This is a genomic window from Amycolatopsis sp. YIM 10 (genome assembly GCF_009429145.1).
GTDB lineage: Bacteria > Actinomycetota > Actinomycetes > Mycobacteriales > Pseudonocardiaceae > Amycolatopsis.
Window position 1 is genome coordinate 748,522 of sequence record NZ_CP045480.1, and the last position, 19,667, is coordinate 768,188.

Below are 19,667 nucleotides of genomic sequence, written 5' to 3' on the forward strand. Positions count from 1 at the left end.
CGCGGCGGTTCGTGTTGGATGACCGGGTGACGCGCAGCATCGAATCCGGCAACACGGGCCGCCGCACGCTCGCCGCGCTGGTGGCCGTGGAACTCGTGCTGCTGGCCGTGGTGCTGGTGTGGAAGCGGCTGGACGGGCTCGATCTGGACGTCTACCGGAACGGCGCGGAGGCCTTCTTCACCAGCGGTGATCCGTACGGCCCGCTGCCGCCGACGCGCAACGGGACCTGGCTGCCGTTCACCTACCCGCCCTTCGCCGCGATCGCCTTCGCGCCGCTGGTGGTGCTGCCGCACGGCCTGACCCTGGTGGCGATCACCGCGGTCGGGGTGCTCGCGCTCGGCGCGGTGCTCGCCCTGACCCTGGCCCCCTACCAGCCGAAACTCCTCGCCGCCGGGGCCGCGGTGCTGGCCGTGCAGGCGGTCGCGCTGCTCAGCGAGCCGGTGCGCGCCACGCTCGGCTTCGGCCAGATCAACCTGCTGCTGATGCTGATGGTCGCGGTCGACCTGCTGGCCGTGCGCCGCGGTCGCGGGGTGCTGCTCGGCATCGCGGCCGCGGTCAAGCTCACCCCGGCCGCCTTTGTCCTGGTCCTCCTGCTGGAGAAGGACTTCAAGGCGGCGGGCAGGGCCGCGATGGCGTTCGCCGGCTGCGCCGCGGCGGCCTGGCTGATCTCGCCGTCGGCGTCGGCGCACTACTGGACCGAGCTGGTGTTCGCGGGGGAGCGGATCGGGGATCCCGGGTACATCGGGAACCAGTCGCTGCGCGGCATGATCGCCCGCTTCGGCTGGGAACCGGGTGCGCAGAGCCTGGTGTGGCAGCTCGCGGTGGTGGTCGTGCTGGTGGTGACCGCGCTGGTGGTCCGCCGGGCGCTGGCGGGCGGGAACCGCGTGCTCGCGATGCTGGCCTGCGCGCTGGGCGCGCTGCTGATGTCGCCGGTTTCCTGGACCCACCACTGGGTGTGGAGCGGGCCGGTGGTCGGACTGCTGGTGCTGCTGGCCTGGCGCGACGGCAACCGGGTGCGGCAGGTGGTCCTGCTCGCGCTCGCCGCGTCGTCGGTGTACGTGTTCGTGGACAGTCCACTGTGGAACCATCGCGAGGTGTGGCCGCTGCGCGAGAGCTACGTGCTGCTCGGCGCGCTGTTGCTCGGTGCGCTCGCGTGGGTCGCTCGAAGTTGTCGGACCGCACGGGCAGAATGACGGCCATGCTGCCTACCACCGAGTTCGCCCTGCTGCGCCGCATCGCCACGGAGCAGTCCGCCAACCGCGCGCCCTCACTGGTCGCGGCCGTCGTCCGCGACGGCGAGATCGTCTGGTCGGGCGCGCGCGGTACGGTCGGCGGCGGCGACACCCCGGACGACGACACCCAGTACCGCCTCGGCTCGATCACCAAGTCCATCGTGGCCGCCGAGGTGCTGCGCCTGCGTGACGAGGGCAAGCTCGACCTGAACGACGCGCTGGACAAGCACGTTCCCGGCACCGCGCTCGGCGGGCAGACCGTGGCGCAGCTGCTCTCGCACACCGGCGGCATCACCGCCGAATCGCCCGGTTCGTGGTGGGAGCGCAGCGAAGGCGGTGACTGGGCCGCGCTCGACGCCAGCCTCGGCGCCGACGAGATCAAGCTGCGCCCCGGCTCCCGGTTCCACTACTCCAACGTCGGTTACGGCGTGCTCGGCGAGCTGATCGCGCGCCTGCGCGGCACGTCGTGGCTGGACGCGCTGCGCACCGGCATCCTGAACCCGCTCGGCATGACCAGGACCAGCCCGCACCCCGAGGGCAAGCACGCCGATGGCTTCGCCGTGCACCCGTTCGCCGACGTCCTGCTGCCCGAGCCGTCGCCGGACGCCGGGGCGATGGCGCCGGCCGGTCAGCTCTGGGCCACCGTGCGCGACCTGGCCACCTGGACCGCTTTTGTCGGCGGGCGCACCGGTGAGGTGCTGCGCCCGGAAACCGTCGCCGAGATGCGGGAGATGGCCGCGGTCGACGACGGCGACGCCTGGACCGTCGGCTACGGCCTCGGCTTCCAGGTGCTCCGGCACAACGGGCGGCGGCTGGCCGGGCACACCGGCTCGATGCCGGGCTTCCTGGCCACCACGCTGATCGACCCGGCCACCCAGACCGGGGCGCTGGCGATGACCAACACCACCTCCGGCGTGGCGATCCTGTCGCTCGTGGTCGACCTGCTCACCATCGCCGACGACTACGAGCCGCGGCTGCCGCCCGAATGGCGTCCGTCCGAGGTGGCGCCCGAGCTGCTCGCGCTGACCGGCCTCTGGCACTGGGGCCCGACGCCGTACCACCTGCGTGTGCTGCCCGGTGGCTGGCTGGACCTGAGCCCGGCCGGCGGTTCCGGCCGCGCGTCGCGGTTCCGGCCGCAGGAGGACGGCACCTGGATCGGCCTCGACGGTTACTACACCGGTGAGACGCTGCGTGCGGTGAAGAACACCGACGGTGTGGTCACCCACCTCGACCTGGCGACCTTCGTGTTCACCCGCACGCCGTACGACCCGGCGGCCCCGGTGCCCGGCGGGGTGGACCCGAAGGGCTGGCGGATCGGGTGAGAGACTTCGCACATGACCGACGTCGCAGCGTTGACCATTCCGGAAGACCTCAAGCCCGCTGACGGCCGCTTCGGCTGCGGACCGTCCAAGGTGCGCGCGGAGCAGCTCGCCCACCTGGCCGCCGACGGGGCGGCGCTGCTGGGCACCTCCCACCGCCAGAAGCCGGTCAAGTCACTGGTCGGCCGGGTGCGCGCGGGGCTGAGCGAGCTGTTCTCGCTGCCCGATGGCTACGAGGTGGTGCTGGGCAACGGCGGCACCACGGCGTTCTGGGACGCGGCCGCGTTCGGCCTGGTCCGCGAGCGGGCCCAGCACTTCACCTACGGCGAGTTCTCCTCGAAGTTCGCCACGGTGACCAAGGGCGCGCCGTTCCTGGCCGACCCGATCGTGGTCAAGTCGGACCCGGGCACCGCGCCGGAGATCGCCTACCAGGCCGGGGCCGACCTGGTCGGCTGGGCGCACAACGAGACCTCGACCGGGGTCGCCGTGCCGGTGCGCCGCCCCGAGGGCAGTGACGGCGCGCTGGTCGCGATCGACGCCACCTCGGGCGCCGGTGGACTGCCGGTCAAGGCCGAGGACTTCGACGTCTACTACTTCGCGCCGCAGAAGTCCTTCGCCTCCGACGGTGGCCTGTGGCTGGCCCTGATGTCGCCCGCCGCGGTCGAGCGGGTCGGCGAGATCGGCGGCTCGGACCGCTGGATCCCGGAGTTCCTGTCGCTGACCACGGCGCTGGACAACTCGCGCAAGGACCAGACGTACAACACCCCGGCGGTGGCCACGCTGTTCCTGCTGGCCGACCAGATCGAGTGGATGCTGGGCAACGGCGGTCTCGAGTGGACCACCTCGCGCACGGCCGAGTCCTCGACCCGGCTGTACCAGTGGGCCGAGAAGACCTCGTACACCACGCCGTTCGTGACCGACCCGGCGCTGCGCTCGCAGGTGGTCGGCACGGTCGACTTCACCGACGAGGTGGACGCCGCCGCGGTGGCGAAGGTGCTGCGGGCCAACGGGATCGTCGACGTCGAGCCGTACCGGAAGCTGGGGCGGAACCAGCTGCGCGTCGGCATGTTCCCGGCCATCGACCCGGACGACATCACCAAGCTCACCCAGTCGATCGAATGGGTCGTAGACAACCTGTCCTGAGCGGTCAGGCGGGCGGGAGCAGCCCCAGCGACATGGCCGTGGTGACGGCCGCGGTGCGGTCGGAGACGTCCAGCTTGCCGAACACGCGCAGCAGGTGCGTTTTCACCGTGGCCTCGCTGATGTGCAGGTCCCGCCCGATCTCGGAGTTGGTGTGGCCCTTGGCCACCAGGCGCAGCACCTCCACCTCCCGCGGCGAAAGCTGCGGGCCGGTGGGGGTGCGCACCTGCTTCACCAGCCGTCCCGCGACCGAGGGCGCCAGTACGGTCTCACCACGGGCGGCCGCCCGGATCGCCCCGGCCAGTTCCGCGCGTGAAGCGTCCTTGAGCAGGTAACCCGCGGCCCCCGCTTCGACCGCCCGCAGGATGTCCGCGTCCGTCTCGTAGGTGGTCAGCACGACGACCCGCCTCGACGGATCGGCCCGCAGGATCTGCCGCGTCGCCCCGACGCCGTCCAAGCCGGGCATGCGCAGGTCCATCAGGATCACGTCCGGCTCCTTGACCCGGCTCTGCGCCACCGCCTCGTCCCCGGAGCCCGCCTCACCGACCACGGTCAGATCCGGCTCGGTGTCGAGCATGCCGCGCAACCCCTCCCGGACCACGGGATGGTCGTCCACCAGCAGGATCCGGATCACCCGGGCACCTCCACCACCAGCTCGGTCCCGCCTCGTCTTCCACTGTGGACGGTCAGCTCCCCGCCCACCTGCCGGGCCCTGGTCCGCATTCCGGTCAGGCCGTACCCGGTACCGGGCGCGTCGGGGTCGAAGCCGACACCGTCGTCACGCACCGAAAGCCGGACGTTGCCGTCCACAATAGACAAGTCAAGCGCGACGGTGGTGGCGTGCGCGTGCCGCCGGGTGTTGTGCAGTGCCTCCTGCGCCGCCCGGAGCAGCACCACTTCCGCCGCGGTGGGCAGTTTCGGCAGACCGTCGGCGATCCGGCAGGTGACGGTCAACGCGGTTTCGTCGGCCAGCCGCTCCGCCTGCCGCCGCACCGCGTCGGCCAGCGTGCCCGCGGCGAGCGCGGACGGGGTCAGCGCGGCGACCATCGAGCGCGCCTCGTCGAGGTTCTCCCGCGCGGTCCGCGCGGTCAGTTCCAGGTGCCGCCGGGCCGCCGCCGGATCGGTGTCCAGTTCGGACTCGATCGCCTGCACCAGCGCCACGATGCTGGTGAACCCCTGAGCCAGCGTGTCGTGGATTTCCCTGGCCAGCCGCTCGCGTTCGGCGGCGGTACCGGCCTCGTGCGACAGCCGCGCCACCTCGGACCGGCTGGCCGCCAGCCGGTCGATCAGCACCGCCTGCTCTTCCTTCTGCTGGGCGATGCGGTGGATGAACAAGCCCAGCATCAGCGCCAGCGAGCAGAAGATCACCCCGGCCGGGATGGTGGTGGAGAGCTGTTCGGAAAGGTCGTCGCCGTCGCTGAGCGAGACCAGCCCCGGCACGAAGCTGATCAACACCACCGCCACCACCGCTATGCGCAACGGCAGCAGCCAGAACACCTGCGAGATGACCGACGGCGAAGCCCAGGCGGCGCCCGGCACCAGCAGCAGCGCGCCGAAGAAGCAGGCGAGTATCCCGGCCACGGCGAGCGCGCCCACCTTGGCCGTCACCTCGCCGTCGGAGGCGACCAGCGGCCGGTGCCCGAACCACCAGTACCAGCCGAACCCGGCCACCAGCAGCGCCGACGCACCCATCCGGGCACTCGGTGACTGGCCGTCCTGCAACTGCAGTGCGACCAGCCCGGCGATCAGCGCGAACAGGTAGAACAGCTCCCAGTACCGCAGGAGCTTCAGTTCGACCGGTTGCTCCAGCGAAAGGTCAGCAGGCACAGCACCAGCCCCGCCACGCACCAGGCGCTCAGCACCCCCGCGGTCAGCCCCAGTTCCCATTTCCCCGCCATTTCGTAGGCCGCCATCTCGTCCGGCAGGAACACCGAGCGTAAGCCCTGGCAGATCCACTTCACCGGGAACAGCGAGGACACCGTGGTCATCGCGGACGGCAGCTGGGAGATCATCACAAAAACGCCGGAGGTGAACTGCAGGCCGAGGAACACGAGCTGGGTGGCCGCCGAAGCGTCGTTCACGCCCTTGGTCACCGTGCTGAGCGCGATGCCGAGCATGCCGCAGCCGATCACGCCGAGGGTGAACACCCAGGCGAAGGTGAACCAGTCCACCGGATCCGACGGCAGCCGGACGTCGAACATCAGCACGCCGACCGCCAGCATCACGATCACCTCGGCCACGCTCGCCACCGCGACCAGGATCAGCTTGCCGATGAAGTAGCTGGTGGCGGGCATCGGTGTGCCCCGCAGCCGTTTCAGCGTGCCGTCCTCGCGGTCGAGCGCGACGCCGGTGCCCATGGTGACAAAAGAGGTGGAGATGATCCCGGCACCGACCATGCTGGCGGCGAACACCTGGCTGGAGGTCACCGACGAACCCGGCAGCGACTCGCCGAAGATCGAGCCGAGCAGGATCAGCAGGAAGGCGGGCAGGGAGAAGGTGAAGACGGCGAATTCCTTCTGCCGGAAGAACTGCCGCAGTTCGGCCGCGCCCCTGGCCAGGCCGATCGACAGGGTGCTCGGCAGGGCGGCGGTGGTGGTCATGAGCGCGGTCCGATCAGCTCGAGATAGGTGTCTTCCAAGCTCGGCCGGGTGACCGTCAGGCCGTCCAGCTCTCCACCCCCAGCGGAGAGCCGGCGGACCAGCGCGGTCGGCGTCGCGGTGCGGCGTTCCTGCGGGCCGTCCTGGTCCTCCCAGCGCACGGTCGCTTCGGCGCCGGCGCGACCGCCGAGCGTGGCAGGGTTGCCTTCGGCGACGATGACGCCGTTCGCGATCACCGCGACGCGGCTCGCCAGCGCTTCGGCCTCGTCGAGGTAGTGGGTGGTGAGCAGGATCGTGGTGCCGTCGAGGGCGAGCAGCCGGATCAGCTCCCAGAACCGGCGGCGGGCCTCGGGATCGAAACCGGTGGTCGGCTCGTCGAGGAACAGCAGTTCGGGACGGCCGATGATGCCGAGTGCGACGTCCAGTCGCCGCCGTTGCCCGCCGGAAAGCGACTTCACCCGCGCGTTCGCCTTCTCGGTCAGGCCGACCTGCTTGATCACCTCTTCGGCGTCACGCGGGTTCGGGTAGTACCGCGCGTAGTGGCGCACCGACTCGGCCACGGTCAGCTCGGCCGCGTCGGTCGCGGTCTGCAGCACCATGCCGAGCCGCGAGCGCCAGGTCCGGTCACCGCGGGCCGGATCGACGCCGAGCACGCTGGCCTCGCCCGACGTCCGGCGGCGGTGCCCCTCCAGGATCTCCACCGTGGTCGTTTTCCCCGCACCGTTCGGACCGAGCAGGGCGAAGACCTCGCCCTGCCGGATGTCGAGATCGATGCCGTCGACGGCCGTGTGGCCGGGATACTCCTTGCGCAACCCGCGCACTCTCACCGCTACTTCCATGCGGTTCAGCCTCGCCGACGGAACGCCCGCGCGGAACGATCGTCGGATGGAACGCGGTTGTCGGCCGATCGGTGGACAACATCGGTGGACAACTCAGCGCGGGACGAGCAGCTCCCGCAGGGCGAGGTCCAGTGAGGCGAGCAGGCTGGTGTGGACCGCGCCGCCGGGTTCGGCGTGCAACATGCGGCCGGCCAGGCCCTCGGTCAGCGCGATCACCAGCTCGGCCAGGTTTTCGGCGGGCAGTTCGGCGCGGAAGTCGCCGTTGTCCTGCCCGTACCGGATGAACTCGGTGGTGACCTCCATCGTCCACGCGTAGTCCTCGCGGAGCTTTTCCACCCATTCGGGCCGGGTCGCGGCCTGTGCGGTGAACGCCAGCACGACCAGCAGCTCGGACCGGCTCTGCGCGTCCAGCGGGAGGGCGGCGAGGATGTGCCGCCGCAGCACGTCGAGGATCGGGCCGGAGGTGTCGAGTTCGCGCCACCGTTCGACCAGGACGAGGCCGGTCAGGTCGAAGGCCTCGCGCAGCATTTCCTCCTTGGTGGCGAAGTACTTCTGCACCGCGCCCGCGGAGATCCCGGCCTCGGCGGCGACCGCGCGGATGCTCACCGCCTCGATGCCCTCGCGCGCGACGAGGGTGAGCAGCGCGGCGGCGATCTCACGCTTGCGCTCGGCTCGGTCGACCACTTTGGGCACGTCGCCACCGTACCTTGACGACGGGTTTAGGATACACTCGTATTCTCAACCAGGGGGACTGGCGATGACTTCCGCGAATTCCGTGGCTTCCGGGGCGAAACGCGCCGAACGCGACCGGCTGGCGGCCGGGCTGACCAAGGGCCCGGCCGAGGTGCTGGACTTCTTCCTCCCGTTGTGGGCGGGCAGTCACCTGGCCGCGTCGGCGGCCGAGGTCGGCGCGCTGACCGCGCTGGAGACGCTGATCTCGTTCGCCGTGCGGCCGGTGGCCGGGGCGCTGGCCGACCGGTTCGACCGCGGTCGGCTGGCCGCGCTCGGCGCCGTCCTCTATGGACTGTCCTTTGTGGTGTACGCGGTGACGCCGACGATGACGTACGCCTACGGTGCGGCGGTGCTCGGCGGTGCCGGTGGCGCGTTGTTCTGGGTGGCGCTGCGGGCTCGCGTCGGCGAAGGCCTGCGCGACGACGACGGTGCGTTCAGCAAGCTGTTCGCCGCGGAGGGCACGGGCACCTGGATCGCTTTTGTCGCGGCGATGACGCTCGTCGCGCGCATCGACTACCGCGGGGTGTTCGCGCTCGGGGCCGCGGCCTGCCTGGTGGCGGCGGTGGTGCTGGTGCTGTCGTCGTCGAGGGGTGCGCCGCCCCCGGAGGACGCGCCGAAGTTCCGCGAGCTGGGTGGCCGGATGTGGCCGATGCTCGGGCTGGTGGTGGTCACCGCGCTGGCCGAGGCCGGGGTGGCGTTGCTGCTGCTCATGCACCTGCAACGCGGGCACCAGTTGGAACTCGGGGAGATCGCGGCCGTTTTCCTGCCCGGGTTCATCGTCTACAGCCTGCTGCCGGACTACCTGCACCGCGTGGTGCGGCGGATCGGGCGGAGGAAGGTGCTGTCGCTGGCCATGGTGAGCAGCGCGTTGTTCGCGGCGGCGCTGTCGTTCGCGCCGAATCCGCCGGTGATCGCGGTGTTGTGGGTGCTGTCCGCGGTCGCCTTCGCGGCAGCGGTCCCGGTCGAACAGGCCATCGTCGCCGAAGCGGCGGGGGTCAGCCTGGGGCGCGGGATGGGCATCTACGAGGGCGCCACCCTGCTCGGCGCGACCATCGGCACCTTCGTCGCGGGCCTCCTCTACTCGGCGGGCGACGGCTGGTGGATCGCCTGCCTCGGCGCGGCGGGCCTGCTGTTGCTCACCTCGCTACTGGTACCCGCCGCGATAACCAAGGTCGGCGTGGTCGACCGGCCGGTGGAGCCCACGCCGCCCCCGGTTCCGGCCGCCAAGCCGGACCCCGATCCCGGCCCCACCTCCGAGTCGCCCTCAGTTCCGGAACCCGCGGCCCCGGCGCCTGCCCTCGAACCGCCGTCGGCCTCCGGTCCCGAAACCCCGTTGCCCGCTGAACCTCGAGCCTCGTCGACCGCTGAACCCGAGGCCGAAGCGCCACCGAAGCGGGGTGCGGGCTGGCGCAACTGGGCCATCCACGCCGCCGTCTTCGCGGTCGCGCAGATCGGGCTGGCGATCGCCGGGTACAGCTGGCCCTTGGCCGCGTTGAGCAGCAGCGATGCCAACTTCATCCTCAACGACAGCGGTCACTGGCTGCTCAACGCGGGCCGCATCTGGTGTCTCATCTTTCTCGTCGACACCATCTGGACCGCGATCAGCCTCCTCCGGAAGAGGGATGGCTGACTTGCTGACAATCTGTCTAACATGACGAGATGTCTCACAAGTGGGTGAAGGCCAACGACGGCGTGAAGCTCTCGGTGCGGGAGTCCGGTCCCGCGGACGCACCGGTGGTGCTGGCGGTGCACGGCTATCCGGACAACAGCTCGCTGTGGGACGAAGTCACCGCCGAGCTGCGCGGCCTCTACCGCGTGGTGGTCTACGACGTGCGCGGCGCGGGGGAGTCCGACAAGCCCGAGCCGACCCGCGCGTACCGGCTCGACCAGCTCGCCGCCGATCTCGCGGCGGTCGCCGACGAGGTCAGTCCGGACGCCCCGGTGCACCTGCTCGCCCACGACTGGGGCTCCATCCAGGCCTGGCACGCGGTCACCGGCGACTGGGCACCCGGCCGGATCGCCTCGTTCACCTCGATCTCCGGCCCCAGCCTCGACCACGCCGGCGCCTGGTTCCGCGCCCAGCTGACCCGGCCCACGCCGAAGCGCCTGCGCAACGCGCTCAACCAGCTGCTGCATTCCCAGTACATCACCGCATTCCAGCTGCCCCTGCTGCCGGAGTTGTTGTGGCGCACCGGGTTGATGCGCAAGCTGATCGCCAGGATGGAACCGGCCGAGGCCGCGCCCGCGGTGTCCGACGGCATCCACGGCCTCAAGCTGTACCGCGCGAACATGCTGTCCCGCCTCAGTCGCCCGGTGCCGCGCCCGGCGACCATGCCGGTGCAGGTCCTCGCGCCGACCGGTGATGGCTTTGTCAGCACTCCACTGCAAACCGAGATCGAGCGCTGGGTGCCGGATCTGCGGGTCCGCCGGATCACCGGCTCCCACTGGATCGTGCGGTCGAAGCCGGGCCTGATCGCCCGCGCCGCCACCGAACTGATCGAGCACGTCGAAGGCGCGCCCGAGCCGCGGTCGCTCGCGCGGGCCAGGGTGACCACCGAGGCACGCGGCCGGTTCGCGCACCAGCTCGTGGTGGTGACCGGGGCGGGCAGCGGGATCGGCCGGGCCACCGCGCGGGCCTTCGCCGGCGAAGGCGCCGAGGTGGTGGTCACCGACGTCAACGGACAAGCCGCCGCCGAGACCGCGCGGCTGGTCCGCGGACACGAGTACACAGTGGACTCTTCCGACGGGGAAGCGGTGCACGCCTTCGCGAAGGCGGTGCGCGCCGAGCACGGCGTGCCGGACATCGTGGTGAACAACGCGGGCATCGGCATGTCCGGCCCGTTCCTCGACACCGGCGTGGACGACTGGGAACGCGTGCTCGACGTGAACCTGTGGGGCGTGATCCACGGCTGCCGCGCCTTCGCCGAGCAACTGGTGGAACGCGGCGAGGGCGGCCACATCGTGAACCTCGCGTCGATGGCCGCGTACCTGCCGTCGAAGATCCTGCCCGCGTACTCGACCTCGAAGGCCGCCGTGCTGATGCTGAGCGAATGCCTGCGCGCGGAACTGGCCCCGGAGCGGATCGCGGTGACCGCCATCTGCCCCGGCATCGTGCACACCGGCATCACCGATCGCACCCGGTTCGTCGGCGTGGACGAGGTGGAGCAGCGGCGGCGGCAGCGCAAGAGCACCAGCCTGTACGCGAAGCGGAGCTTCGGACCGGAGAAGGTGGCACGCGATATCCTGCGCGCCGTGGAGAAGAACGCGGCGGTCGCACCGTCCACACCGGAGGCGAAGGCGGCACTCGTGCTGTCCCGGTTGACGCCGGGTGCGCTGCGGGCCGCGGCCAGGCTGGACCTCACGCCGAGGTGAACCGCAAACCCCGGCGCATGTCGCGCGCGGCGCGGCGCGACGACCTGATCGCCGCGGCGCTCGACCTGTTCAGCACCAGCGCGCCCGAACAGGTCTCGGTGGACGACATCGCGGCGCGGGCCGACGTTTCGCGCCCGCTGTTCTACCGCTACTTCTCCAGCATCCGCGAACTCCAGGTGGCCGCGCTGCGCACGGTCACCGACGGCCTGATCGACCGGCTCGCGGTCAGCGCGGAAGGCGCGCCGCTGGACCGGTTGCGCGCGGTGGTGCGTGGCCTGATCGCGGTGGCCGGGGAGTACCGCGCCGGCTACATCGCCTTGCTGCGCAGCGGATCCGTGATCGCCACCTCGGAAACCGAGGCGCTGGTCGACCAGGTGCGCAACCGCGCGGTCGAGCTGATCCTCGCCGAAGCGGGGGTGGCCGAACCGTCACCGCTGCTGCTGCTCACCCTGCGCTGCTGGACCGCGGTGGTCGAGGGCACCCTGCTGAACTGGCTGCAGGAGGGCGCGCCGCCGCGCGACGAGCTGGACGCCTGGCTGGTGGACCAGCTCGTCGCGATGCTCGCGGTCACCGCCGCACACGATCCCGCGGCGGCGGTGGCTTACTTGCTGACCGATTCCCAGCCTTCGACCTCTTCCGGCTGACGCGGGCCGGGGCCGACGTACTTGGCCGACGGGCGCACCAGGCGGCCGGTCTTCTTCTGCTCCAGGATGTGCGCGGCCCAGCCCGCGGTCCGCGCCGAGCTGAACATCGCGGGCATCATGTGCAGCGGGACCTGCGCGAAGTCGAGAATGACCGCGGCCCAGAACTCCACGTTCGTCTCGATCGCCCGGTCGGGACGGCGTTCGCGCAGCTCGGCCAGCGCGGCCTGCTCCAGTGCGGCGGCCACCTCGTACCGCTCGGCACCCAGCTCGCGGCAGGTCCGGCGCAGCACGCGGGCCCGCGGGTCCTCGGCGCGGTAGACCCGGTGGCCGAAGCCCATCAGGCGTTCCTTGCGGTCGAGAATGCCCTTGACCACGGCGCGCGCGTCACCGGTGCGCTCGGCCTCGGCGATCATCGGCAGCACGCGGGCGGGCGCGCCACCGTGCAGCGGGCCCGACATGGCGCCGATCGCGCCGGACATCGCCGCCGCCACGTCCGCGCCGGTCGACGCGATCACGCGGGCGGTGAAGGTGGAGGCGTTCAGGCCGTGCTCGGCGGCCGAAACCCAGTAGGCGTCCACGGCCTTGACGTGCGCCGGGTCCGGCTCGCCGCGCCAGCGGACCATGAACCGCTCGGTGATCGTCGAAGCCTCGTCGACCCGCGACTGCGGTACGGCGGGCTGGCCGATCCCGCGCGCGGACTGCGCGACGTAGGACAGCGCCATCACCGAGGCGCGGGCCAGCTGCTCGCGGGCGTCTTCGTCGCTGATGTCCAGCAGCGGCTGGTAACCCCAGATCGGCGCGAGCATCGCCAGTGCGGCCTGCACGTCGACGCGGACGTCGCCGGTGTGGACCGGGATCGGGAAGGCTTCGGCGGGCGGCAGGCCCTGGCCGAACCGGCCGTCGACCAGCAGGCCCCAGACGTCGCCGAAGGTGACCTTGCCGGCCAGGTCTTCGATGTCCACCCCGCGATAGCGCAGCGCGCCGCCGTCACGATCGGGTTCGGCGATTTCGGTGCGGAAGGCCACCACGCCTTCCAGGCCCGGGCGGAAGCCATCGTCCGTGTCGTTCATGGGGGCGGGAGGTGCTGGTGATACCGGCGCTGTCGTCACTTGAGCGGAACCTTTCGATGCGCGTTCCCCGAATGATTTGGCGTGCGTGGCGCGTCAGGGGACGGCACTTGCGCCCCAGCGCGCGATGGACAAACCATCCTCCTGTTACCGGCTGGGATCAATCAAAAGAAGTCGTGCTTTCGGTCACGATTACGAGAACGATTCAGACGATCGGGTGTCCTCGACGTAAATCCTGTGTTTCCAGGTCGCGCACATCCGGTCTCGCGGTGATAAACCTCTATCCATGCACCTCTCGCCGCAGGAACGGGACAAGCTGCTGGTCCACGTGGCCGCGGATGTGGCACGCCGACGGCTCGAGCGCGGGGTGAAGCTGAACTATCCCGAGGCCGTCGCGCTGATCACCGATCACGTGCTCGAAGGCGCGCGGGACGGCCGCACGGTCAGCGAGCTGGTGGCCAGCGGGCGCACCGTGCTCAGCCGGGGGCAGGTGCAGGCCGGGATTCCGGAGATGGTCGACTCCGTGCAGGTCGAGGCCACTTTCCCGGACGGGACCAAGCTCGTCACCGTGCACGATCCGATCGTTTAGGGAGCGGGCGCATGCGGCCAGGAGAGATCATCACCGGCGACGAACCGGTGGAGCTGAATCCCGGGCGTGACCGGGTCACGCTGCGGGTGCGCAACACCGGCGACCGGCCGGTGCAGGTCGGTTCGCACTACCACTTCGCCCAGGTCAACCCGGCTCTCGACTTCGACCGCGAGCAGGCCGCGAGCCGCCGTCTCGACATCCCGGCGGGCACCTCGGTGCGTTTCGAACCGGGCGTCGAACGCGAGGTCGTGCTGGTGCCGATCGCCGGTCGGGGCGTGGTGCCCGGACTTCGCAGGAAGGACTGACCGTGCCCCAGATCGACCGCGAGCGCTACGCCGAGCTGTTCGGCCCGACCGTCGGCGACCGGATCCGGCTGGCCGACACCGACCTGCTGATCGAGGTCACCGAGGACCGCAGCATGGGCCCGGCCTCGGGTGACGAGGTGCTCTTCGGCGGCGGCAAGGTGATCCGCGAGTCGATGGGCCAGGGCATGGCCACCCGCGCCGAGGGCGCACCCGATCTGGTGATCACCGGCGTGGTCGTGCTGGACCACTGGGGCGTGGTCAAGGCCGACGTCGGGGTGCGCGACGGCCGGATCGTCGGCATCGGCAAGGCCGGGAACCCGGACACGATGGACGGCGTGGACCCGGCGCTGGTGCTCGGGCCGTCCACCGAAGTGCTGGCGGGCAACGGGAAGATCCTCACCGCCGGTGGCATCGACTGCCACGTGCACTTCATCTGCCCGCAGCTGGTCGACACCGCGCTGGCCGCCGGGCTGACCACGCTGGTCGGCGGCGGCACCGGCCCGGCGGAGGGCAGCAAGGCCACCACGGTCACGCCCGGCGCCTGGAACCTCGGCCGCATGCTGCGCGCGATGGACCAGCTGCCGATCAACGTCCTGTTGCTGGGCAAGGGGAACACGGTGCGCGCGGAGGCGCTGCGCGAGCAGCTCGCCGCCGGTGCGGGCGGGTTCAAGCTGCACGAGGACTGGGGCACCACGCCGGCCGCGATCGACACCTGCCTGACCGTGGCCGACGAATCCGGTGTCCAGGTGGCGATCCACACCGACACGCTGAACGAGGCCGGGTTCCTGGAGTCCACTGTGGACGCCATCGGCGGCCGGTCGATCAACGCGTACCACACCGAGGGCGCCGGTGGCGGGCACGCGCCGGACATCATCCAGGTGGCCGGCTTGCCGAACATCCTGCCGTCGTCGACCAATCCGACCCGCCCGCACACCGCGAACACCCTCGACGAGCACCTCGACATGCTGGTGGTCTGCCACCACCTCAACCCGTCGGTGCCCGAGGACCTGGCCTTCGCCGAAAGCCGCATCCGGCCGACCACGATCGCCGCCGAGGACGTGCTCCACGACCTGGGCGCGATCTCGATGATGAGTTCGGATTCGCAGGCCATGGGCCGGATCGGCGAGGTGGTCATCCGGACCTGGCAGACCGCGCACGTGATGAAGCGCCGCCGCGGCGCGCTGCCCGGCGACGGCGCGGCGGACAACCTGCGTGCCCGGCGGTACGTCGCCAAGTACACGATCAACCCGGCGATCGCGCACGGCATGGACGCCGAGATCGGCTCGGTGGAGGTCGGCAAGCTCGCGGATCTGGTGCTGTGGGAACCGAAGTTCTTCGGCGTGCGGCCGCACGTGGTGCTCAAGGGCGGGTTCGCCGCGTGGGCGGCGATGGGGGACGCCAACGCGTCCATCCCGACGCCGCAGCCGGTGCTGGCGCGGCCGATGTTCGGTGCCTCGCCGGTGGTCGCCGCCGAAACCAGCCTCACTTTTGTTTCCGGGGAAGCGATCGAGGCCGGGATCGCCGAGCAGTTGCGGTTGACCGGTGGCGTGGTGCCGGTGGCGAACACTCGTCGTCGTGGCAAGGCGGACATGGTGCTCAACGACGCGCTGCCGGACATCCGGGTGGAGCCGGACAGCTTCGCGGTTCACGTGGACGGTGAGCTGATCGAACCGCAGCCCGTCGACGAACTGCCGATGGCGCAACGGTACTTCCTGTTCTGATGAATACTGCCGCGCTCATCCTCGCCGACTCCCGGTTCCCCGGCGGTGGTCACGTGCACTCCGGCGGACTGGAGGAAACCGTGGTGCGCAAGCTCGTGCGCACCGAACGCGACCTGCCTTCGTTCCTCAGCGGACGGTTGCAGACCGCGGGCGTGCTGGCGGCGTCATTCGCCGCGGCTGCTTGCCGCCAGTCGGACTGGGCGTTGCTGGACACCGAACTCGACGCGCGCACACCCTCTGCCGCGCAACGGGAATCCTCCCGCGCGCAAGGGCGTGGCACGGCTCGGGCCGGCAAGGTCGCCTGGCCGTCCCCGGTGCTGGACGAGTTGCTGCGGGTCACCCCGCGCCCGCACCACCCGATCATCGTCGGCGCGCTCACCGGGATCGCCGGGGGACAGCCGATCGACGCTGCATTGGCGGTGGCCTACTTGGCGGTCAGCGGTCCGGCGAGTGCGGCGGTGCGCCTGCTCGGACTGGATCCGTTCGTGGTGAACGCCGTGGTGGCAAGGCTTTCCGGGGAACTGCACGCGGTGGCCGAGGACGCGGCCGCGGTCGCCGGGGAGCACCCCGCCGAACTCCCGGCGCCGGGTGCTCCCGCGCTGGACCTGCTCGCCGAAGCGCATTGGCGCGGACACAAGGAAGAGGTGCGTCTCTTTGCCAGCTGAAGGACACGGCCACGGGCACGGTCACGTGCACCCGGTCAACTTCGATCCCACCGCCACCGAACCGGACCAGTTCCCGGCCGAGTCGATGGACGGGCGGCCGTACCGGATCGGCATCGGCGGCCCGGTCGGCAGCGGCAAGACCGCGCTGGTCGCCGCGTTGTGCCGGGCGCTGGCCGGTGAGCTGAACCTGGCCGTGGTGACCAACGACATCTACACCACCGAGGACGCCGAGTTCCTGCGCAAGGCCGGGGTGCTCGACCCGGAGCGCATCGAGGCGGTGCAGACCGGCGCCTGCCCGCACACCGCGATCCGCGACGACATCACCGCGAACCTCGACGCGGCCGAGCGGCTGGAGGAGCGTTTTCCCGGGCTCGACCTGATCATCATCGAGAGCGGTGGTGACAACCTGACCGCGGTGTTCAGCCGCGGGCTGGCCGACAGCCAGGTCTTCGTGGTCGACGTGGCCGGTGGTGACAAGGTGCCGCGCAAGGGCGGTCCCGGCGTCACCACAGCGGACCTGCTGGTGATCAACAAGATCGATATCGCCCATCTGGTCGGCGCGGACATGGAGGTGATGACCTCCGACGCGCACCGGATGCGTGGTGAGCTGCCGGTGATCGCCCAGTCACTGGTGGACACGCCGAACGCGCCGGCGGTGGCCGACTGGGTGCGGTCGCTGGTGCCGGTCCGCGCGGGGTGAAGGCCACCGCGCGGCTGGTCGCCGAACTGGACTCCGCCGGGCGCACGGTGTTGCGGGAGCTGCGGTCGATGGCGCCGCTCACCCTGTTCCCGCGTCGGCGGTCCACTCCGGACGCCTTGGTGCACCTGGTCAATTCGGCGACCTCGCCGCTCGGCGGGGACGAACTGCGGCTGATCGTGCGGGTCGGCGCGGGCGCGCGGCTGACCCTTTCCGGGGTGGCCGCGACGCTCGCGCTGCCCGGTCCGCGTGGTGAGGCGAGTTCGTCCATTGTGGAGGTATCGGTCGAGGACGGCGGGTGGTTCTCCTACCTGCCCGAGCCGACCGTGGTGACGGCCCGCGCGCGGCACGTCGCCGAACTGCGGGTTTCGCTGGCCGGGGACGCCGCGTTCCGGGCGCGCGAGGTGTTGGTGCTCGGGCGTGAGGGCGAGGCGCCGGGACGGCTGACCAGCACGCAGCACGTGGTGCGGGACGGTCGCGCGGTGCTGCGGCAGACCCTCGACATCGGCGACCCGGCGCTGGGTGCCAGCCTCGCGTACTTGGCCGGGCGCCGGGTGCTGGCCACGGAAATCCTGCTGCTGGAGGAAAAACCGGTGGAACCGGCAGGTGGTGAGTGGTGGTCGGTCAGCCCGCTGACCGGTGGTGGCGCGCTGGTGACCGCGCTCGCCGACAACACGGTGGACGCGGAGCGGATGCTCACGCTCGCGTGATCGCGGCGAGCATGATTCCCTTCAACTCGGCCGCGATCTCGTCGACCGGCAGCGGTGGTTCGTGGGCCTGCCACTCGCGCAGCAGGCCGGTGGCCGCGCCGACCAGCGCGATCGAGGTCAGCCGGTAGTCGCGGACCGGCGCGAGTCCGTGCCGCGCGGCGCGCTCCGCCTCGGTGGCGATGAACTCGGCCCAGCGGGTGACCCAGTCCTGGTGCTGGCGCTCGAGTTCGGGGCTGACCCCGACCGCCTCCACGTAGTTGAGCCGCGGCAGGCGCGGGTCGGAGGTCACCGTGGCGACAAAAACGTCCAGTGCGGCGGCGATCCTGGTGACCGCGTCCAGTTCTGCCAGCTCGTCGAGCTTGGCGCCGACGCGCTCGTAGGCGGCCTCGTTGATGCGGGCGTGCAGGGTGAGCAGGAGCTGCTCCTTGCTGCTGAACTCCTCGTAGAAGTTCCGGGTGGACACCCCCGCCTCGGTGCACAGCCTGGCGATCTTGGTCTGCGCGTAGCCGTCCGCGGTGAACCGTTCCAGCGCCGCGGCGAGCAGCTTCTCCCGTCGCTCCGCGCGACGCTGCTCCGGGGCCACTCCGCCGTAGGTGCGAACCACCTGGCCTCCAACCGGTGAATTTCGGTAACCACGATTGCCAAATTATAGCGGGACGCCTACATTGCGAAAATCCAGATTTTCGAATCACTCTCGGAGGCAACGATGCGCCGAGCCTTGGCCGCCCTGACCGTCGCACTGGTCACGCTGACCGGTGCCCTTCCCGCGCAGGCGGCCAGTCCGCCGGTGCCGTCGGAAGATCCCTTCTACACCCCGCCCGACCAGCTCAGCGGCTCCCCGGGGGACGTGCTACGGCAGCGCTCGGTCGACGTCAAGGTCGGCCCGTTCCCGGCGCCGGTGAAGGCGTGGCAGCTGCTGTACCGCTCGACGTCGGCCACGGGTGAGGCGAACGCGGTGTCCGGCACGCTGCTGCTGCCGCCGGTCCCGTGGACGAACGGGCCGCGGCCGCTGCTCACCTACGCCGTCGGCACGCACGGCATCGGGGACGCGTGCGCGCCGTCGTACAAGCTGCGCACCGGAACCGAGAACGAGGTCGCGCTGATCGGGCAGGCGCTGGGCAAGGGCTGGGCGGTCGTGCTGACCGACTACGAAGGACTCGGCACGCCGGGCACGCACACCTACGCCACCGGCCGGTCCGAAGGCCGCGCGATGCTGGACGCCGCGCGGGCCGCTCTCGCCGTCGGTGAAGCGGGGCTGTCGCCGGACGCGCCGGTGGGGGTCTTCGGTTACTCGCAGGGCGGGCAGGCGGCGGCCTTCGCCGGTGAACTGCACCCGTCGTACGCGCCGGAGTTGAAGGTCACGGGGGTCGCGGCGGGTGGCGTGCCCGCCGACCTGAACGCGGTCGCGAAGTTCAACGACGGTGGCCCGGCTTTCGGCCTGGTGCTGGGCGCGGCGACGGGTCTTGCCACTGCTTACCCGGATGTTCCGTTCGAGTCGATCCTGAACGACCGCGGGCGCAAGGTGGTCTCGCGGATCCAGGACGCCTGCACGATCGAGCTGGGCGCGGCCGCGCCTTTCGCGCGGTTGAGTGATTTCGTGACGGTTCCGGACCCGCTGGGCGACCCGCGCTGGCAGGCGCGGCTGGCGGAGAACAGGGCTGGTGACCGGGCGCCTTCGGCTCCGGTTTTCCTGTACCACGGGACGCTGGACGAGCTGATTCCGTTCAAGGTGGGCAAGGCGTTGCTGTCGCGGTACTGCGAGGCCGGTGTGACGGTGCAGTGGCAGACGTTCCCGTTGCTGGAGCACATCGGGGGCGTGGCTGTGGGTGGGCCGGTGGCGATCGAGTGGCTGTCGTCGCGGTTCGCTGGTGTGCCTTCGAAGTCCTCTTGTTGAGGGGGCACCCCGGTTTTTCTGTGTGACTACGGCGAAGACCCCGATGTCAAGGCGGGAAAGATGCCTTGACATCGGGGTCTTCGCCGTGTTTTGGCTGTGGAGCGGGGATGGGGAGGGGATGGGTGGCTTGGTGGTCGGCTTTGT

20 protein-coding genes are annotated in these 19,667 nt (G+C 70.9%); 13 read left to right on the forward strand and 7 right to left on the reverse strand.

Going from position 1 to position 19,667, the window contains the following annotated elements; all coding sequences use genetic code 11:
• Positions 1–26: 26 nt before the first annotated feature.
• Genes YIM_RS03765 through serC form a run of 3 tightly spaced genes read left to right on the forward strand, consistent with a single transcriptional unit; the run spans position 27 to position 3,694 of the window.
• The gene (locus YIM_RS03765) at positions 27–1,193 is read left to right on the forward strand and encodes a glycosyltransferase 87 family protein (protein ID WP_228004537.1); all 1,167 of its coding nucleotides are present in this window, start codon (positions 27–29) and stop codon (positions 1,191–1,193) included.
• 5 nt (positions 1,194–1,198) lie between these two features.
• Positions 1,199–2,554: a serine hydrolase gene (locus YIM_RS03770; protein WP_153029000.1), complete on the forward strand. Its 1,356-nt coding sequence runs from the start codon at positions 1,199–1,201 to the stop codon at positions 2,552–2,554.
• A 12-nt stretch (positions 2,555–2,566) separates the two neighbouring features.
• Positions 2,567–3,694, forward strand: a complete 1,128-nt coding sequence (gene serC / locus YIM_RS03775; protein ID WP_153029001.1) for a phosphoserine transaminase — start codon at positions 2,567–2,569, stop codon at positions 3,692–3,694.
• A gap of 4 nt (positions 3,695–3,698) precedes the next feature.
• Here the strand turns inward: serC and YIM_RS03780 are convergent, their stop codons facing one another.
• The 5 genes from YIM_RS03780 to YIM_RS03800 form a co-directional block, all read right to left on the reverse strand.
• Positions 3,699–4,325, reverse strand: coding sequence for a response regulator transcription factor (locus YIM_RS03780; RefSeq protein ID WP_153029002.1), 627 nt, complete (start codon positions 4,323–4,325; stop codon positions 3,699–3,701).
• The gene (locus tag YIM_RS03785) at positions 4,322–5,518 is read right to left on the reverse strand and encodes a sensor histidine kinase (protein ID WP_228004538.1); all 1,197 of its coding nucleotides are present in this window, start codon (positions 5,516–5,518) and stop codon (positions 4,322–4,324) included. The genes YIM_RS03780 and YIM_RS03785 overlap by 4 nt, the downstream gene beginning before the upstream one ends.
• Positions 5,479–6,291 carry an ABC transporter permease gene (locus tag YIM_RS03790; protein WP_153029003.1) on the reverse strand — a complete coding sequence of 271 codons (813 nt, stop codon included), beginning with the start codon at positions 6,289–6,291 and terminating at the stop codon, positions 5,479–5,481. The genes YIM_RS03785 and YIM_RS03790 overlap by 40 nt, the downstream gene beginning before the upstream one ends.
• Positions 6,288–7,127: an ABC transporter ATP-binding protein gene (locus YIM_RS03795; protein WP_153029004.1), complete on the reverse strand. Its 840-nt coding sequence runs from the start codon at positions 7,125–7,127 to the stop codon at positions 6,288–6,290. The genes YIM_RS03790 and YIM_RS03795 overlap by 4 nt, the downstream gene beginning before the upstream one ends.
• A gap of 93 nt (positions 7,128–7,220) precedes the next feature.
• Positions 7,221–7,820, reverse strand: a complete 600-nt coding sequence (locus YIM_RS03800; protein WP_153029005.1) for a TetR/AcrR family transcriptional regulator — start codon at positions 7,818–7,820, stop codon at positions 7,221–7,223.
• 64 nt (positions 7,821–7,884) lie between these two features.
• On the opposite strand from YIM_RS03800, the gene YIM_RS03805 reads away from it, so the two are divergent.
• Genes YIM_RS03805 through YIM_RS03815 form a run of 3 tightly spaced genes read left to right on the forward strand, consistent with a single transcriptional unit; the run spans position 7,885 to position 11,875 of the window.
• Positions 7,885–9,489 (forward strand): MFS transporter, encoded by a 1,605-nt coding sequence (locus tag YIM_RS03805; RefSeq protein WP_153029006.1) that lies wholly within the window; start codon positions 7,885–7,887, stop codon positions 9,487–9,489.
• Positions 9,490–9,518: 29 nt separating this feature from the next.
• Positions 9,519–11,231 carry an SDR family oxidoreductase gene (locus YIM_RS03810; RefSeq protein WP_228004539.1) on the forward strand — a complete coding sequence of 571 codons (1,713 nt, stop codon included), beginning with the start codon at positions 9,519–9,521 and terminating at the stop codon, positions 11,229–11,231.
• Positions 11,232–11,248: 17 nt separating this feature from the next.
• Positions 11,249–11,875: a TetR/AcrR family transcriptional regulator gene (locus YIM_RS03815; RefSeq protein ID WP_153029007.1), complete on the forward strand. Its 627-nt coding sequence runs from the start codon at positions 11,249–11,251 to the stop codon at positions 11,873–11,875.
• Here YIM_RS03815 and YIM_RS03820 read toward each other — a convergent pair.
• Positions 11,833–12,945 (reverse strand): citrate synthase 2, encoded by a 1,113-nt coding sequence (locus YIM_RS03820; RefSeq protein WP_153029008.1) that lies wholly within the window; start codon positions 12,943–12,945, stop codon positions 11,833–11,835. The two genes, YIM_RS03815 and YIM_RS03820, sit on opposite strands and share 43 nt — an antisense overlap.
• A gap of 283 nt (positions 12,946–13,228) precedes the next feature.
• Here YIM_RS03820 and YIM_RS03825 point away from each other — a divergent pair, with 283 nt between their 5' ends.
• From YIM_RS03825 to YIM_RS03850, 6 genes are read left to right on the forward strand one after another with little or no spacing between them, the layout of a single operon-like run.
• On the forward strand, positions 13,229–13,531 hold the full coding sequence (locus YIM_RS03825) for an urease subunit gamma (RefSeq protein WP_153029009.1): 303 nt from the start codon (positions 13,229–13,231) through the stop codon (positions 13,529–13,531).
• Positions 13,532–13,542: 11 nt separating this feature from the next.
• Positions 13,543–13,836 carry an urease subunit beta gene (locus YIM_RS03830; protein ID WP_153029010.1) on the forward strand — a complete coding sequence of 98 codons (294 nt, stop codon included), beginning with the start codon at positions 13,543–13,545 and terminating at the stop codon, positions 13,834–13,836.
• A 2-nt stretch (positions 13,837–13,838) separates the two neighbouring features.
• The gene (locus tag YIM_RS03835; protein WP_153029011.1) at positions 13,839–15,557 is read left to right on the forward strand and encodes an urease subunit alpha; all 1,719 of its coding nucleotides are present in this window, start codon (positions 13,839–13,841) and stop codon (positions 15,555–15,557) included.
• Positions 15,557–16,222, forward strand: a complete 666-nt coding sequence (locus YIM_RS03840; protein ID WP_153029012.1) for an urease accessory protein UreF — start codon at positions 15,557–15,559, stop codon at positions 16,220–16,222. The genes YIM_RS03835 and YIM_RS03840 overlap by 1 nt, the downstream gene beginning before the upstream one ends.
• Positions 16,212–16,922: an urease accessory protein UreG gene (gene ureG / locus YIM_RS03845; protein WP_153029013.1), complete on the forward strand. Its 711-nt coding sequence runs from the start codon at positions 16,212–16,214 to the stop codon at positions 16,920–16,922. The genes YIM_RS03840 and ureG overlap by 11 nt, the downstream gene beginning before the upstream one ends.
• A complete protein-coding gene (locus YIM_RS03850; protein WP_153029014.1) occupies positions 16,919–17,629 on the forward strand; it encodes an urease accessory protein UreD in 711 nt (236 codons plus the stop codon). Before ureG ends, YIM_RS03850 begins: the two co-directional genes overlap by 4 nt.
• On the opposite strand, the gene YIM_RS03855 is transcribed toward YIM_RS03850, so the two are convergent.
• Positions 17,616–18,233 carry a TetR/AcrR family transcriptional regulator gene (locus YIM_RS03855; RefSeq protein ID WP_153029015.1) on the reverse strand — a complete coding sequence of 206 codons (618 nt, stop codon included), beginning with the start codon at positions 18,231–18,233 and terminating at the stop codon, positions 17,616–17,618. The genes YIM_RS03850 and YIM_RS03855 overlap by 14 nt on opposite strands.
• A gap of 102 nt (positions 18,234–18,335) precedes the next feature.
• Between YIM_RS03855 and YIM_RS03860 the strand changes: the two genes are divergently transcribed.
• Positions 18,336–19,523 (forward strand): lipase family protein, encoded by a 1,188-nt coding sequence (locus tag YIM_RS03860; RefSeq protein WP_153029016.1) that lies wholly within the window; start codon positions 18,336–18,338, stop codon positions 19,521–19,523.
• Positions 19,524–19,667: the final 144 nt, after the last annotated feature.